At 39.5% G+C, this 16,458-nt stretch carries 15 protein-coding genes; 5 read left to right on the top strand and 10 right to left on the bottom strand.

The genetic code is table 11. The features are described 5' to 3' along the window. Nucleotides 1–131: 131 nt before the first annotated feature. Nucleotides 132–1,316, top strand: a complete 1,185-nt coding sequence (locus AAEZ22_RS01335) for a BaiN/RdsA family NAD(P)/FAD-dependent oxidoreductase (protein WP_011329295.1) — start codon at nt 132–134, stop codon at nt 1,314–1,316. Between the two features lie 80 nt (nt 1,317–1,396). Here the strand turns inward: AAEZ22_RS01335 and AAEZ22_RS01330 are convergent, their stop codons facing one another. The 4 genes from AAEZ22_RS01330 to coaBC form a co-directional block, all read right to left on the bottom strand. Continuing rightward, the gene (locus AAEZ22_RS01330) at nt 1,397–2,503 is read right to left on the bottom strand and encodes a GGDEF domain-containing protein (RefSeq protein WP_179806931.1); all 1,107 of its coding nucleotides are present in this window, start codon (nt 2,501–2,503) and stop codon (nt 1,397–1,399) included. Nucleotides 2,504–2,622: 119 nt separating this feature from the next. Further along, nucleotides 2,623–5,403 (bottom strand): alpha/beta hydrolase family protein, encoded by a 2,781-nt coding sequence (locus AAEZ22_RS01325; RefSeq protein WP_352295850.1) that lies wholly within the window; start codon nt 5,401–5,403, stop codon nt 2,623–2,625. A gap of 161 nt (nt 5,404–5,564) precedes the next feature. After that, on the bottom strand, nt 5,565–6,152 hold the full coding sequence (slmA, locus tag AAEZ22_RS01320) for a nucleoid occlusion factor SlmA (protein ID WP_011329292.1): 588 nt from the start codon (nt 6,150–6,152) through the stop codon (nt 5,565–5,567). 158 nt (nt 6,153–6,310) lie between these two features. Continuing rightward, complete coding sequence (coaBC, locus tag AAEZ22_RS01315) at nt 6,311–7,504, bottom strand: bifunctional phosphopantothenoylcysteine decarboxylase/phosphopantothenate--cysteine ligase CoaBC (RefSeq protein ID WP_086997701.1); 1,194 nt, start codon at nt 7,502–7,504, stop codon at nt 6,311–6,313. Between the two features lie 143 nt (nt 7,505–7,647). On the opposite strand from coaBC, the gene radC reads away from it, so the two are divergent. The 4 genes from radC (at nt 7,648) to rfaH (ending at nt 9,801) form a co-directional block, all read left to right on the top strand. After that, nucleotides 7,648–8,322, top strand: a complete 675-nt coding sequence (radC, locus tag AAEZ22_RS01310) for a RadC family protein (protein ID WP_011329290.1) — start codon at nt 7,648–7,650, stop codon at nt 8,320–8,322. A 273-nt stretch (nt 8,323–8,595) separates the two neighbouring features. Next, nucleotides 8,596–8,832 carry a 50S ribosomal protein L28 gene (gene rpmB / locus AAEZ22_RS01305; protein ID WP_041454777.1) on the top strand — a complete coding sequence of 79 codons (237 nt, stop codon included), beginning with the start codon at nt 8,596–8,598 and terminating at the stop codon, nt 8,830–8,832. An 11-nt stretch (nt 8,833–8,843) separates the two neighbouring features. After that, entirely contained in the window at nt 8,844–8,999 is a 156-nt protein-coding gene (rpmG, locus tag AAEZ22_RS01300; protein WP_004335545.1) for a 50S ribosomal protein L33, read from the top strand. Between the two features lie 316 nt (nt 9,000–9,315). Beyond that, nucleotides 9,316–9,801, top strand: coding sequence for a transcription/translation regulatory transformer protein RfaH (gene rfaH, locus AAEZ22_RS01295; RefSeq protein WP_011329287.1), 486 nt, complete (start codon nt 9,316–9,318; stop codon nt 9,799–9,801). Nucleotides 9,802–9,858: 57 nt separating this feature from the next. Here rfaH and AAEZ22_RS01290 read toward each other — a convergent pair whose 3' ends face one another. The 6 genes from AAEZ22_RS01290 to surA all read right to left on the bottom strand — a co-directional run bounded on the left by AAEZ22_RS01290 (nt 9,859) and on the right by surA (nt 16,424). After that, complete coding sequence (locus AAEZ22_RS01290; protein ID WP_182676543.1) at nt 9,859–11,874, bottom strand: methyl-accepting chemotaxis protein; 2,016 nt, start codon at nt 11,872–11,874, stop codon at nt 9,859–9,861. Between the two features lie 252 nt (nt 11,875–12,126). Further along, nucleotides 12,127–12,945: a symmetrical bis(5'-nucleosyl)-tetraphosphatase gene (locus tag AAEZ22_RS01285; RefSeq protein WP_011329285.1), complete on the bottom strand. Its 819-nt coding sequence runs from the start codon at nt 12,943–12,945 to the stop codon at nt 12,127–12,129. Between the two features lie 12 nt (nt 12,946–12,957). After that, nucleotides 12,958–13,347: a Co2+/Mg2+ efflux facilitator ApaG/CorD gene (apaG, locus tag AAEZ22_RS01280; protein WP_011329284.1), complete on the bottom strand. Its 390-nt coding sequence runs from the start codon at nt 13,345–13,347 to the stop codon at nt 12,958–12,960. After that, a complete protein-coding gene (gene rsmA / locus AAEZ22_RS01275; protein ID WP_011329283.1) occupies nt 13,331–14,137 on the bottom strand; it encodes a 16S rRNA (adenine(1518)-N(6)/adenine(1519)-N(6))-dimethyltransferase RsmA in 807 nt (268 codons plus the stop codon). Before rsmA ends, apaG begins: the two co-directional genes overlap by 17 nt. Further along, nucleotides 14,134–15,126, bottom strand: a complete 993-nt coding sequence (pdxA, locus tag AAEZ22_RS01270) for a 4-hydroxythreonine-4-phosphate dehydrogenase PdxA (RefSeq protein ID WP_011329282.1) — start codon at nt 15,124–15,126, stop codon at nt 14,134–14,136. The genes rsmA and pdxA overlap by 4 nt, the downstream gene beginning before the upstream one ends. Nucleotides 15,127–15,128: 2 nt before the next feature. Next, on the bottom strand, nt 15,129–16,424 hold the full coding sequence (gene surA / locus AAEZ22_RS01265) for a peptidylprolyl isomerase SurA (RefSeq protein ID WP_011329281.1): 1,296 nt from the start codon (nt 16,422–16,424) through the stop codon (nt 15,129–15,131). Nucleotides 16,425–16,458: the final 34 nt, after the last annotated feature.

Below are 16,458 nucleotides of genomic sequence, written 5' to 3'. Positions count from 1 at the left end.
TAAGTAACTAGTTTTAAATTTGAGTATTAATACTTTTATTTTTATTTGTTGTGCAATTGAAAATAATCAATTCGATGTCCAGCCGGTGCATAAATTTTGTTATAATCAAAAAAAATTAATGAGATAAATAAATGACCCAAGTAGATGTGATAGTAATAGGTGCGGGAGCAGCAGGCTTAATGTGTGCAGCGCAAGCAGGATATCGTGGCCGTAGTGTTACAGTACTTGATATGGGCAAAAAGCCAGGTCGAAAAATACTCATTAGTGGCGGTGGGCGCTGTAACTTCACCAACGAAAATGCCAGCCCTAGTAATTATTTGTGTGGCAACCCTCATTTTGTTAAATCATGTTTAAGTCGTTATACCCAACATGACTTTATTGAACTGGTAGATCGTCATGGTTTAGCCTATCACCACAAAACACTAGGTCAGCTTTTTTGTGATAATAATGCTCAAGACATTGTTGATATTTTACTTACTGAGTGTGAGTGGGCGGGGGTATCTATAAAGTTGCGTAACGAAGTAATCAGCGTTTCAAAAACTGAAACTGGTTATAGCGTAGTAACCGAGCATGAAACATTTTATTGTGAGTCGTTAGTGATTGCTTCAGGTGGCTTAACTATGCCTAAGCTTGGCGCAACACCCATTGGCTATAAAATTGCTGAGCAGTTTGGCTTAAAAGTATTACCGACCATGGCGGCACTTGTACCATTTACTTTGCATCAGCACGATAAAGAACGTTTTGAAGCGCTTTCAGGTATAAGTATTTTATGCGATGTTACTAGTGAAGATGGCACTGCATTTAAAGAAAACATTTTATTTACCCATAGAGGATTATCGGGCCCTGCTATATTACAAATAAGCTCATTTTGGCGCGCCGGACAGGCGGTAACTATTAATTTATTACCCGAAACAGATTTAAGACAACAGCTAGCCGATTGGCGTGAAACGCAATCCCAAAAGTCGTTAAAAAATAGCTTAGCCACTATTTTACCTAAACGTTTTATTGAAGTTCTTCATGAGGGGAAAGCAATTCCTGATTGTAATATTAACCAGCTAACACATAGCCAAATTGACGAGTTAGTTAACTATATACATGCATGGCAAATTAAACCAAATGGCACAGAAGGTTACAGAACAGCGGAAGTAACGTTAGGTGGTGTAGATACCGATGAACTTAGCTCAAAAACCTTCGAAGCAAAAAAAGTACAAGGCTTATATTTTATTGGCGAAGTAACCGATGTAACCGGTTGGCTAGGGGGCTATAATTTTCAGTATGCGTGGAGCTGTGGTTTTGCTGCTGGGCAGTATGCTTAATATTTTAGGAACAATAAGTTAGCAGTTACAAGGTTAATTTAGTTTATTGGGTTTAACCGCTGATACTTTAGAGCTAACTTTTAAATAGCAGCGGATTTACTTAATGTGTTTTCATAGTGAGTTTTGGTTAAGTTGTCGCTAGCAACACAGACCTGATCTCGCCCTTGTAATTTTGCTTTATAAAGCGCTTTATCGGCGCGCTCTAAAAGATGCAAAGCAGTGTCGTCAACATGCGCTTTAGCTATACCAATACTGATAGTTAACGCTCTATTATCGATTAAATGAGTGGCAATAAACGCTCTGAGCTCTTCAGCTTCGTTAATTGCGTTATCTAGGCTGCTATCTCGAAGAATAATAGTAAACTCTTCTCCGCCCCAGCGTGCAATTAATGCACTATTTGTAAGCTTGTTTTGTAAAATATTGGCAAACTCACTAAGCACGTTATCACCCGCTAAATGGCCATAAGTATCGTTTACTTTTTTAAAGTGATCTATGTCGCAAATCATCACTATATTTGATTTTCGCTCATTATTATTTTCACTCAGTAATTGCGACAATTCAAAATCAAATTTTTGCCTGTTATATAGCCCGGTGAGCTTATCGGTTTCGGCTAGCTGTTTTATTTCGGCATTGCGCTTCGAAAGATGAGAGTAAGCCGAAAAACGCGTTTTTTCATAAAACCTAAATAATAAAACATGCGCAATAGACACTTCAATAAAATTAAATAATGCAGATAAACCTATGGTAATTGATAGTTGTTGCTGTAAGTAAACTAGATAGGCACAAATACCAAAAGCAATGCTACTTAATATACTTCCCCAATTACGCCCAACTAAAAAAAAAGTAAAAGGCGGAATAAGTGTTGCCCAAAATAATGAATGAGCATGACCCTTTGCCGATACTATAAAGAGCATTATTAAGCCAACTATCATTAATGCAACAACCCAAGCAGCTTTACTAACCTGGGCTGTTTTATTAAACCATATACAAATACTTAATGAGGCTATAAGTCCTAAGGCATCAATAAGTGCAATATCGTAACTCGAAAAATAAAAAACATTTAGTAAGGTTAAAATTAAAAAGTAGCAGCAGCAGATTAATAAAGAATGTGCAATTAAGCGTGTTCGCCAGTAATCCTTATGATCTCTAGGGTATTGCGGAAATTCTTTATACCAAAAATGTAGCATCAAATAACGACTTAATAATTATTAGTTAATTCAGTATTGTCTATTTATTATAAAGTGGGTAGTAATAAATTATAAAACCCCGATAGACTTAAATCTATCGGGGTTCTTATCATTTATTTTTACTCTTGTATAAATGCTTCGCCTTCTTTCATCCACTTTGCGGCGGGTTTGCCTTTTAAGTAATGATCAAAGTACTGCATCATACGAATCGAAAAATCGACTTGATTAGGAAACTTTTTCAAGTGATGAGGTTCGCCTTCATACTGTAAAAAAGTGGCATCTTTACCCGCACGGCGCAGGGCTAAGTAATATTGTACCCCTTCGTGCCAAGGTACAGCGTCGTCTTTATCGCCAAACATAATTAAAATAGGAGTGTTTACTTTATCGGCAAAAAATACCGGTGAGTTTTCTATGTATAATTCTGGCGCTTCAAAAAGGTTTTTACCAATGCGGCTTTGTCCTGTTTCGTACTGAAACTGACGCGCTAAGCCCGATTTTAAACGAATGCCACTATAGGCGCTGGTCATGTTAGACACGGGAGCACCCGATACAACCGCTTTAAACATATCGGTTTGAGTGATCATAAAGGCACTTTGATAGCCTGCCCACGAATGACCTTGTAAACCAATTTTATTTTTATCAGCAATGCCTAAATCAATGAGCTTTTGCGTGGCGTTGATCATGGTTTGCGTTGATGATTTACCTGGGTGGCCTATTTCAAAACGAATGTCGGGTAAAAATACCGCGTAACCGTTTGAGGTAAACATAGGGAAGTTAGGGCGGTGGTTTAATTCCATTTTAGGAAAGTCGTACATGCGCTGGCTCATATAACGGTAAAAATACACCATTACTGGTACTTTATCGCCTTTTTTGTAACCCGCAGGTTTAATTAGTACGCCTTGTAAGTCTTCGCCATCAAAGCCTTTGTAGCTTATGAGTTCTGGTTTTTCGCCCCAGGCAAAGTTACTTATTTGTGGGTTAAGTGTAGTCACTTGTTGCGGAGCACTGAAACTAAAGTCAGTTTGATAAAAGTCTGGAAACTGATGATACGCTTGCTCAGTAAATAGGTATTTATCGGCATTTTTTGCTTTTTTAACTAAATCAAAACGTTTATTACCACTGAGCACTTTAGTTACTGTGTTGGTGGTTAAATCAAGCTTGGCTATTTCACTTTGCTTAGTTTGTAAGTTAATAGCCGATATAAGCAATGTTTCGTCTTTTTTAAAGCCAACTTGGCTTTTATCAAGTTTAATAACGCGATATTGAGTATTGGTTTGTTTACCATTAGTTAAACGTTTTGCCTGCTGGCTATTTACATCAAACGCCCAAATATCGTACTTACTGTAAGCAAGTAGTTGGCTGCTATCTTGATTCCAACCGGCAAAACCATAACCTGGTTGGGCAGAAGGGTAGTCGTGCTTGTCATCAGCAAAAGTAGCTTGAATTGCACGTGTAAGCGTAGTGACTTTATTATTTTTTAAATCTTTTAGCTGTATATGGTTATCGCTAAAGTAGGCGGCAAACTCGCCATTAGGTGCCAAACTTGGTTTAAACGGGTAGTTACTAACAATGGGAGTGTGTTTACCTGTATTAATATTTACAGCAAAGTAGTCAGCAAAAAAGCCGCCATACATTATTTTCTCAAGGTATGGGGTATCAGTATAACCAAGCAGTGATGTATCGCGCTGCGGATTAAGCGCAACCTCTGGCATGCTCACAGTACTTAGCTGGGTAACTTTTTGCGAATTTATGTGGTACACCGCGCTGTAATGGCGGTTTTTGTTTTTTTCGTTCCACTGCTGCTGTTCACGCGGTTTTATTTGCGCGTCGTTGTTATGCCATACTTTTAAGCCTTTATGCTCTCGTATAGTGTCAAAGTCGTATAGTGAGGCTTCGTCGCTATACTCTTTAGCTTTTACTTTAGCGGCTAGTTTAGGGCGATTTTCAAAATATAAACGCTCGCCATTTTCAGACCATATTAACGCGGCGGTTTTACCTATTCCCCAATCTTTGTTGGGGGAGTTAATCGTTGTTAGCTGCTCATTTTGCCAAAGTTGTAAGCTGTAGTTACGACGGCGCATGTCGTCGTTAACATAGTTACCTAACGTAAATACTACGCTTGCCTCAGTCGGGTGCCAGGCTATTTTATTGGCCACAACACCAGGCTCATCTATGAGTATGCTGCTTACAAAGTCATTTAAATTAAGCAGTGCTATTTGATTGTTGTTACCATCGCTGTAACTCTGGCTAACTAATAGTTGCTGGTTAGTTGCGCTAACACTGTAGTTAAATACATCTGCAATTGTGTGGCTGCGTTTATTGCTTAAATTTACAATAACCAGCGGATAGGTTTTATCTTCTTTGTCTGGTGTGATGGCGCTATCGTTTTTATTAGCATGAGTGCTGGTACTTTCATCCTCGGCTTTTTCATCATCGCCTTTAGCTGCTTTTTGATCTAAGCGATAGGCAAGCCAAGTTCCATCGTTTGATAACTTATAGTCTTTCACATTACTAAAACTTTGTTGCTCGCCTGTTTGGGTATTTACTAGTACCAGGTTGTTTTTTAGAGCATCTTTTTTATTCGTGGTTTCTTGTTCTAGTAGCGTGGGTACTTGGATAAATGCGACCCAGTTAGCAGCTTTATTAATAACAGGCTTAGTACCACGCGGTACTTCTGCAATTAAGCTATTACCGCTTAGCGAGTAAACTTGGCCAGTGGCATCACCACGATACGGGGTTGCACTGAGCGATAAAATACGGCCATCTTCAGAAAGTTGTGTTGCTTTGGCTGATTTAAAATCAAACACATCGTTAAATTGTAGCGACTCTTTAGCGTAAACTGTGGTGCTAGCTACGCTGACAATAAGCGCAGAGCTTAAAAGGGTGAGCTTTGTTTTCATTATAGGTTCTCGTTTTTTAGCGTTATTTTATTGTAACGAGTTTTGTCTATAATTCGAGTATATACGACAAGTGGTAGTAAAGCAGAGTTGAAAGGCTGAAGGTGAAAATTTAAAAACCTTGCAAGCGTGGCTCACAAGGTTACGTGTGTTGAATTTGGAATTTATAACCAAATTTTTTGTAGTTCCGGCCATTGTTTTTCAAATTGTGCGCTTGGCTTAGTACTAAAATTACTGCGTACAAACTGATTCATTTTACCTTCAACATAGGCAAGTAAAAAGTTGGCTAGGGTTAGCTCGTCACTTTGAAAGTTTTTACCTTCACGCAGCTTTCTCTCACGTAGTACTTGTTTAAATTGGGTCTCAAGTTTTTCAAAGAAACTTTGCACTCGTTCACGTAACCGCTCTTGCTCACCTTGCAATGCGTCGCCGGTTAAAATACGGGTAATACCAGGGTTCTTTTCAGCAAACGTTAGCAGTAAATGTAAAATATTATAAACGCGGGCTTGGCTTTCTTTTTCGTTTTCTAAAATAAGATTTATACGAGATAAAAGCGTGTCTTCAATAAATTCTATTAAGCCCTCAAACATACGTGCTTTACTAGGAAAATGACGATACAACGCTGCTTCCGATACACCAACCTCAGCGGCTAGCTTTGCTGTGGTAATACGCTGGCCGGGACTGGTTTCTAACATTTGTGCAAGTGCTTGCAGTATTTGCTCTTTGCGATTACTTCTTTTTGTCGCAGGCATGAACATTCCTTTTTTATTAGTTATCTTTTAGCAGGAGCTAGTCATTTTGATTCAAATGTTTAAGGCGCGTTTATATTTAGAATTAAACAAATTTAAACTCTTAAAAGTAAACGCGTGTTTAGCATGTTAATGTTTTATTCAGTTTGTTTCCAGCTCTTTTATATTCTCTGAGCGAGCTGTTGGATCACTGTTAGCGCAATTGCTGTTTTGCTATTTGTTGGTAATTCAAGCTGTTCATTATGCCAGTACAGGGTTAGCGCATTATTGTCAGCGTTAAACCCAAGATCACTTTGTGATACATCGTTAGCGCAAATCATATCCAGGTTTTTATTTTTTAGTTTGCCTTTTGCGTAGTTTGCTACATTTTGTGTTTCTGCGGCAAAACCAACAGTGTAAGGGCGGTTTTGCTGTAAATTAGCTACGTGTGCAATTACATCCGGGTTTTTAACTAAAGTAAGGGTAAGCTCGTCGCCTTGCTTTTTCATTTTTTGTGCTGCAACCGTTGCTGCGCGGTAGTCGGCAACAGCGGCGCAGCCAATAAACGCATCTGAGCGCGGTGCGTAGTTGAGTGATTCGTTTAATAGCTGCTCGGCGCTTTCTATGTTGATCAAATTTACGCCAGCAGGGGCTTTTATAGTCACCGGGCCTGAAATTAAATTAACTTTAGCGCCAAGTAATAAAGCGGCCTCAGCAAGTGCGTAGCCCATTTTACCTGAGCTGTGATTAGATATAAAACGTACTGGGTCAATGGCTTCTCGGGTCGGGCCTGCGGTTATGGTAATGGTTTTACCTGCAAGTAACTGAGGTTGCTCTTTTGCAATACATAAAGCAACTAGCTCATGAGGCTCTAGCATGCGCCCAGCGCCTACATCGCCACAAGCTTGCTCACCCTTTCCTGGGCCCCAAATAAGCACGTTACGTGCCTTAAGTGTGGCTAAATTAGCTTGTGTAGCAGGGTGAGCATACATTTGCTGATTCATAGCCGGTGCGATAGCGACTTTAGCCGGAGTTGCAAGTAATAAGGTAGTGAGTAAGTCATCAGCAATGCCCGCCGCCATTTTAGCAATAATGTTGCTGGTGGCTGGGGCAACTAAAATTAAATCGGCCCACTTGGCAAACTCAATATGGCCCATAGCAGCTTCTGCTGAAGGGTCGAGTAAGGAGTCTGCAACCATTTCACCGCTCACAGCTTGCATAGTTAAGGGGGTTATAAAATGTTTTGCTGATTCAGTCATAACTACTTTAACACTACAACCATGCTCTTTTAAGCGTCTAACCAGTTCTGCGCATTTATAGGCCGCTATACCGCCGCTAATTCCCAGCACTATTTTTTTATTAGTTAAATTAATCATGGTTGTCCATCAGCCTTATTTAATATTAGGGCTAAAATAACAAATCTTGACCCGTACAGCTAAGCTTTTAAGATGAAAATAACAGGCTAATTTTCAAATTTGCATTACAGTTAATATATAAGCCGATTTATCAAGGATGAATAATGCAACTAACCTCACTTCCTAATTCGCAGCGTCCCCGCGAAAAGCTAATCGAAAAAGGCGCAAAAGCGCTCAGTGATGCTGAATTGCTTGCCATATTTTTACGCACCGGTTTGCCGGGTATGAATGTGATTGAGCTTGCCCAACATTTACTTAATGAAAACAAAACGCTACACAATTTATTTAATGCCAGTATGGAAGAGTTTTGTGCGCAAAAAGGGTTAGGTACAGCTAAGTATGTGCAGTTGCAAGCGGTGCTTGAGCTCAGCCAGCGTTATATGCAGGAGCGTTGCCAGCGCGATGCTATATTTAACTCGCCAAACGCTGTATATGATTATTTAACCTTGCAAATGCGTGGTTTGCAGCAGGAGGTATTTATGGTGCTGTATCTTGATAGTCAAAATCGCTTAATTAAAGATGAAATACTTTTTTATGGCACCATTAATTCTGCCAGTGTATATCCACGAGAAGTGGTAAAAGCGGCACTTAAAAATAATGCAGCAGCGGTTATTTTTGCGCATAATCACCCAAGCGGGATTGCCGAACCGAGTCAGGCCGACAAACTTATTACTAATAAATTGCAACAAGCACTGCAATTGGTAGATATAAATGTGCTGGATCATATTATTGTTGGAGGAGAAACCTGTGTTTCTTTTGCTGAACGAGGTCTTATTTAGCTTTACTTTTACAGAAGAGTACTAAAAACGAGCAGTTTAGTGTGTTTTGGCAAATTAGTTTAATTTAAATGCAGTTTTTACTTTCCCTATGGGCTTTCGATCTTTATAATTAGCCGCTATCAAATTTGCACATGAGCTGATTGGATGAGATCAGTTATTTGATCTTCGCCTGTAAAAGCTGTATAAAGAGCGCCCTTCGATTTATCTCTAGGGCACAACTACATGGCCTTAGGGAAAATTAAGCTCGAGCTAAGTTATTGGAGATATATAGACATGGCTAAAGTATGTCAAGTTACAGGTAAGCGTCCTGCGGTTGGTAATCACCGTTCACACGCGAGAAACGCGACTAAACGTCGTTTCCTACCTAACCTACAAACACACCGTTTTTGGGTTGAAAGTGAAAAACGTTTTGTAACATTACGCACTACTACTAAAGGTATGCGTATTATCGATAAAAAAGGCATCGACACGGTTCTTACAGAAATCCGTGCTCGCGGCGTAAAAGTTTAAGGATCTGAATCATGCGCGATAAAATCCGTTTAGTTTCAACTGCCGGTACTGGTTTTTTCTACACTACCGACAAGAACAAACGTAACATGCCTGAGAAGATGGAAATCAAAAAGTTTGATCCAAAGATTCGTAAACATGTTCTTTTTAAAGAAGCAAAAATTAAGTAATTTTAGTTTTCTATTAGAATGTAAAAACCCAGCTTATGCTGGGTTTTTTGTTTTTGATTTACGTAAAATAATAGCTTAATTGTTTAATATTGCCCTTAGCTTTAGCTTAGAGCTTGCTTCTAATAGCTGTAATATATCAGCGCTTACCCCTCAATTAAAACCTACTCGTTTGATTATCAGCGTATTAAATCACTTTTTCTAAGTGAGTACTTATTTACTGTGGGGCTATTTTACATAAAGGTTTGCATAGGAGTATAATGCTGCGCTCATTTAGTTTATGGTTGTCTTATCTTCAACTCAGGCTGTAGGAATTGCCATGGAAAGTTGGTATTTAGTTGTATGTAAACCTCGCCAAGAAGAGCGTGCGCAGGTTAATTTAAAAAACCAAGGAATAGCGTCATTTTTTCCAAAGTTAACTACTGAAAAGTTAGTTAAAGGACGCCGCACTGTTAAGCAGTCTGCTTTATTTCCTGGTTATGTATTTGTGTGTTTAGAAGCTGAGAATGGTAACTTTTTTGCGGTAAAAAATACCCGCGGAGTAAGTGGCTTTGTAACTTATGGTGCTGCATATCAGCGTGTGCCCGTTGAGTTAATTAATCAGCTTAAAGCAGAGCGTTCGCACTCACATGAATCGCAAGTTCCTAAAAACGGTGACTTGGTGAGTGTAAACAATGAGTCATTTAAAAATATTGACGCTATTTATAAAGAGCCTGATGGCGATATGCGCAGTATTTTGTTCATTAATTTGCTTAACAAACAAATAGAAATTAGCGTGAGTAATCAAGCAATAAGCAAAATCTAATAAAAAAAGGGGAAGTAATAAATTACTTCCCCTTTTTATAAATGTTTATAGCAATAATTAAACCTTAAAGTTCTCTACTGATAACCTAAGTTCTTCTGCTAGTTTTGCTACTTCTGAACTTGATATGGTCGTTTGTATTGCGCCCTCAGCGGTTTGCTCGGCTATAGCAACAATGGACTCTAAGCGCTCACTTATTTCTTGTGATACTTGTTGTTGCTCTTGCGCTGCCGTTGATATTTCTTCACTCACGTTATGCGCTTGCGATACGGCTAAAGTAATCGAGTCGAGAGCGCTGCTTGCTAAATCGCTTTGCTTAACACACGACACGGCTTGTTGTTTACCTTTTTCCATAGCCGATACAGCGGCTTCTGCACCGCTTTGTAGTGACTCAATCATAGATTGAATCTCTTGGGTTGATTCTTGTGTTTTACTTGCCAGGGAGCGTACTTCATCTGCTACTACAGCAAAGCCTCGGCCATACTCACCTGCACGCGCTGCTTCAATCGCGGCATTTAATGCCAATAAGTTTGTTTGATCAGCAATACCGCGAATCACATCTAATATACTGCCAATCGATGCGCTGTCTTTGTGGAGCTTATTAATAACATTCGACGCTTCATCAACTTCGTAAGCTAGTTGCTCAATAGTGGCTTTATTTTGATTTGAAATGTCTTTAACGCGCTCGGCTTCTTTATCGGCATTTTTAATCTCATGTAACGCCTGTTGAGCGCTATTACTTACCGTTTGTGATGTACTACTCATTTCTGTTGTTGCTGTAGCTGCCTGTTCAACTTGTGCTTGCTGATTACGAATTGCTTTACTTGATTCGCCAGTAATTGTTGAGGTTTGCTCTGATGCAGCTGCAAGCTGAGTTGAGCGTGAAATAATGCCTTTAATTAAACTGCGAAGGCTATCAATTAAGGTGTTACAGCTTTTAGATAGCTCACCAAACTCATCTTTGGCACTGTCATCTAAGCGCTGTGTCATATCGCCACTTGCTACAATATCTAAAATGCGGTTAACTTCAGCCAGTGGTTTAGTAATACGATTAACTGTAACGACTGCCACGATAATTGCAATTATGGTGGCTATTATCATGCCTATCCAAGTCCACAAGTTTGCAGAATCTACGTCGCTGCGCACCCCTTTTTGCAATGAAAAAGCAACATCGCTGGCTTGTTTTACAAGTACGTCAATTTGATTTAGCGCTGTTTTAGTTGCTTGCTCAGACTCTGCAAGTTCACGTTCAGTAAGGCTAATTGCATCGATTAAGCGTTTTTTATTCGCAGCAAGGCTATTGTTACCTACAATGTTGCTCTCTAGCGTGTCTACGTATTCTTTTAGACTATTGTATAAACCACTATGGCTTTGCTCTATGGCTGGTTTAATTAGCGCTACGGTGCGGGTCACTTCTTCGAAGTAGTATACTTGCTCATTTTTTACAATATCTAAGGTATTAAGCGTTTTAACCGTTAGCATGTCGGTACTGTTGCTTACTACAGACATAAAATTGTTTTCAAGATTATTAGCAGCCTGGTAAGCGCGTGGGTTACTTTGCTCTAAGCCGTTTATATCAATAATATCGAGTACAATTGAGTTTGCATCTTCGGCGGCAAGCTCTATGCTTTCTAGTTGCGCTTTTAACATTTTATTCAGTGCTAGCTGTTTAGCTTTGTCGGCAAGTAAGCCCTCTACCGTGCTTAAAAAACTTAAATAGGTTGTTTCAACTTGTTGGCTACTTTTACTCAATAGTGGATCGTTTTTAACCACTTCTTGTAATTCACTATGCAGCGTATTGAATAACTGCTTTTGTTCGAGCACTTGGTTTTTTATTGGTTCTAGTTGCTCTGCAGAAGAGGTATAAAAACTAGCTTGAGCAGCTTTGCTCATTAAAATAAACTCGGCTTGTAATTCAGCGCTTTTATTTAAAGCGGGCAGCGACAACTGATTTACTTTTTGGGTGGAGCGATCAATATTTGCTATTTTTATTAAAGAGTTACCGCCAATTATTAAAAGCAGTAGAGTGATGAAAATAAATCCACCCCAAATACGCTGGCTCACTGTTAAATTCATACGGATTTCCATTCTAAAGTATATCAGTTAAAACTTATCGGCTTGTATTGCAATAAGTTAAGTAATTAAAGTTAATTTTAATTGTTTAATCTGTGTTGATTATTTTTAATTAAGCAATGGCCATGCGTAGCTCTAATTATAGGAGTGCTATTTTTGCTACTAAATATAATGCCAACTTAATGTGAACAGGTTGTAGTTACAAAGTTTCAACATGCGACATTAAACTTAACAGATGTATTACTTTATTTCAGTTTATTTAGACGAAAGTTGTGATTTTTCTACAGTTTTTTGTTTGCTTTTTAATTCTATTAAGGTCATGGCACCTCCCCAAACACATCCGGTGTCTAAGGCTAATAAATGATTATGAGGTGTTTTACCATTTAATGCTGCCCAGTGGCCAAAAATAAGCGTTTGTTTAGCCGTTGTTATTGCTGGATGCATAAACCAAGGGGTTAAGTTATTGCCACTTGTTACTTCCCCTTTTGCACTTAAGTCGAGTTGGTTATCGGCAGTTAAAAATCGCATACGGGTAAAGTAGTTAACTGTGTATCTAAACTTTTCGTAGTTATTAAGTTCATTAGGGTTATTAATGGGGTGAGGTTGGTACATGTTTGCAAAAAAGTCATGCGCTTTAGGCGAGCTGTAACAATGCTGAGCAAACTGAGCATGTTGTAAGGCTTGTGCTATCGACCAGTCAGGGTTGAGCCCAGCATGGGATATAAAGCTATTGTACTGCTTAAGGTAAAGTGCCAAAGGCTGAGTTTGTAAAAATGCAATATAGTGGGGGAGTTTAGTGCTATTGAATACAGCTGCTAATTTATCATTAGGGTTGGGTGGTTTATTAAGTAGATAGCAGGCAATCAGGTGTAAGTCATGATTGCCTAGCGTAACTGTAATGCTATTTTGGTGTTTGTATAAGTACTCTAAACAGGCTAGTGAGTCAGGGCCTCGAGCGACTATATCGCCCACCAAGTAGAGATGATCTTTACTTGGATTAAAGTTAACGCGTTGGAGTAACGCGTTAAACTCGTTAAAGCAGCCTTGCAAATCACCTATTGCGTAGTCAGCCATGCTTATAGTGTACTAGTGCAGTATGTTAGGGCAGGCTAAACGAAACACGTTAATAGGCGCTTTAAACTCAGTGCCAAACTCGTTACGTAACGTATAATGCCCTTGCATAGTACCTACAGGGGTATCTAGTATTGCCCCACTGGTATATTTATAACTTTCGCCGGGTGCTATAACCGGATTTTCGCCGACCACACCTTCGCCTTGCACTTCAATTTCTTTGCCATTTGCATCGGTAATTAACCAATAACGGCTCAGTAATTTAGCGCTACACAAACTGTGGTTTTTAATGGTTACAGAATAAGCAAATACAAACTTTTCTAGTTCAGGTTGCGACTGCTCTTCTACATAAAATGTTTCAACAGATACCTTTACAGGCGATCCAATATTACTGCTTGTTGTCATAAATCCAATTTGCTATGTCAATAAATTGTTGTAACGATAAGCGCTCAGCACGCAAAGTAACATCTATGCCAATGCTGGTTAGCTCATCTGCAGTTAGTAAGTTGCTTAAACTATTGCGTAGTGTTTTACGACGCTGGTTAAAGGCTTCTAGGCAAACGTTATTTAAAATTTTCACGCTTTTTGCAGTGCGTTGTTCAGGCTTTTTAGGGATTAAGCGAATAACCGCCGAATCAACTTTAGGCGCAGGTTTAAAGCACTCAGGCGGTACTTCTATAACCGGCATTGCATTACAGTAGTACTGAGTCATTACGCTTAAACGACCAAAGGTTTTGCTCCCCGGGCCTGCAACCATGCGTTTTACTACTTCTTTTTGCAGCATAAAGTGCATGTGCTCAATATTGTCTGCAAATTCAAAAAGATGAAATAATAACGGAGTCGAAATGTTATACGGTAAGTTACCAAACACTTTTAGTTTTTTGTCATCTCTCACCAAGCTTGCAAAATCAAAGGTCATTGCATCGCCTTGGTTTACGGTTAATTTAGGTCCCAAAAATGGGTGTTCAATTAAACGCTGTGCCAAATCTTTATCTAATTCTACAACCGTTAAATGGCCGCTTAATTCGGCTACCGGTTCAGTAATTGCGCCAAGGCCTGGACCAATCTCTACTAGGTTATCTTCTGGTTTAGGATCGATTGCGCTCACTATTTTACCGATGATCATGTCATCAAATAAAAAGTTTTGTCCAAAACGTTTACGGGCGCGGTGTCCTAAATGTACTTTATCGGTCATTGATTTTGTGCTTTTTCTTGGGCGAGCTTAATTGCTTCGCGGATCGCTAATTCAAAACTGCCAACATCAGCAGTACCTTTGCCTGCCAAATCCAGAGCAGTACCATGATCTACTGAGGTGCGGATAAATGGTAAACCTAAGGTAATATTTACCGAGTTACCAAATCCCTTGTATTTTAGCACAGGTAGCCCCTGATCGTGATACATAGCTAATACGGCATCGGCTTCATTTAGGTATTTATCTTGAAATAAAGTGTCGGCAGGGAGTGGACCAATCAGGTTCATACCTTGGTTGTTAAGTATTTCAAGTGTTGGAATAATGGTATCTATTTCTTCACGGCCTAAATGGCCATCTTCACCAGCATGAGGATTTAAACCACAGACTAAAATACGCGGCTTTTCTATACCAAACTTAGTTTGTAAGTCGTGGTTTAAAATACTCGCTACTTTGATTAGCCGATCCTCTGTAATAGCACGCGATACATAGGCAAGCGGAATATGCGTCGTTACCAGCGCTACTCTTAGGCCTTGCGTAGCAAGCATCATTACTACATCTGCGGTATTCGACTGTTGTGCAAAATACTCGGTGTGGCCACTAAACGAAATACCGGCTTTATTAATAATACCTTTATGTACAGGGCCGGTAACAACTGCTGCAAAAGTGCCATCCATGTTTTTTTCACTGGCAATACGCAAAGTGTCTAATACGTATTGGCCATTAGCATCGTTAAGCACACCTAGCTCTACAGGCTCAGCTACATCTACTTGATGTAGGTAAAGGCTTCCTGCTGGTGCAGGCGTTGCTGCAGCATGCTGGTCAAACTCTATTAGCTTTATACTTAAGCCTAAATGTTTAGCACGTTGCTTAAGCATATTTGCGTCGGCAATGGCAACAAGCTGTGCGTCCCAAGTTTGTTGGGCAAGTTTTAACAGTAAATCTGGACCAATGCCCGCAGGCTCACCAGGGGTAATTGCGATACGTAATGTCATAGTTATTCGTCTATTGGGAAAATTTCAACATGGGCTTGTTCGCGCATTTCTTGCTGCCAGTTAAAGCTTTCTTCTTTAAATTTACGATTAAATAGCATGCCATGGGCGCGGTTGCGTTTAGCTTGCTCGGTTTTATCAGCTACACGGGTATCGAGTAACTGCACAATATGCCAACCGAATTGGCTTCTAAATGGTTCGCTAATTTCATTTTGCTTAAGTGATAATAAAGTATCTCTAAAGGCAGGAACATAGCTAGTTGGATCGGCCCAATCGTACTCACCACCTTTAAGGGCTGAGCCTGGATCTTCTGAGTATTCTTTAGCAAGTTTTGCAAAGTCGGCTTTATCAGCGCGTAAGTCTTTTACAAAACCGGCAAGCATACTACGTGCTTTTTCTTCACTTAAAATAATAGATGGCTTGATTAAAATATGACGTGAGCGAGTTTCAGTTGTTTCTACAACTTGACGACCACGAACATCTTGGACTTTTATAATATGAAAACCAGCACCAGAGCGCAGCGGACCAATAATAGCGCCTTGCTTTTTACCTTTTACGGCTTCAGCAAATAACGACGGCATTTCGTTAATGCCCATCCAACCTAGTTGTCCACCTTCAAGTGCTTGAGAGCCGCTTGATGATGAAATAGCAATGCGTTTAAATTCTTGCTCGTCATTAAGTAATTCAATTACTTTGTCTGCGCGCGTTTTAGCTGACGCAATTTCATCGGCGCTAGCATCACTAGGAATATCAATTAAAATATGGCCAATGTCATACTCTTCTGCGTTTTGACCTTGGCTTTCCATAATTTTTAGTAAGTTATCTACTTCTTGCTCGCTTACATAAACACGGCGATCAACATTGGCGCGCATAACTTGTTGCGTAGTGATCTCTTTACGAATTTCTTCACGGTATGCTTGAAAGCTTTCTCCCGAGCCCTCAATAGTACGACGTAAATCTGCAATGCTACCGCCTTGCTCTTTAGCCATACTTGCAAGTGTTTGATCTAGTTGGCTGTCTGAAATCTCTAACCCCATACGCTCAGCCATTTGCATCATGAGTGTTTGGTTAACTAATCGCTCTACGGCCTGGACACGTAATGTTTCGTCTTTAGGAAGCTCCTGACTCTGTTCTTCAGCTTGCTTTTTAACACGGTTAACTATGGTGTCCACTTCACTTTTTAAAATAACTCCTTGGTTGACTATGCCAATAACTTTGTCGATTTCAACCGGAGCTGCAAATGCGCTTTGGCATAAACTAATACTTAAAACTGCTGATGTTAATAATTTTTTTAAATTCATATTCTTTTTACTACTCTTGCTAATAGTACTGTTG

This window comes from Pseudoalteromonas sp. 20-MNA-CIBAN-0454, from assembly GCF_040308685.1.
In the GTDB taxonomy this organism is placed as follows: Bacteria; Pseudomonadota; Gammaproteobacteria; order Enterobacterales; family Alteromonadaceae; genus Pseudoalteromonas; species Pseudoalteromonas nigrifaciens.
This window is presented reverse-complemented; position numbering and strand designations above follow the sequence as displayed.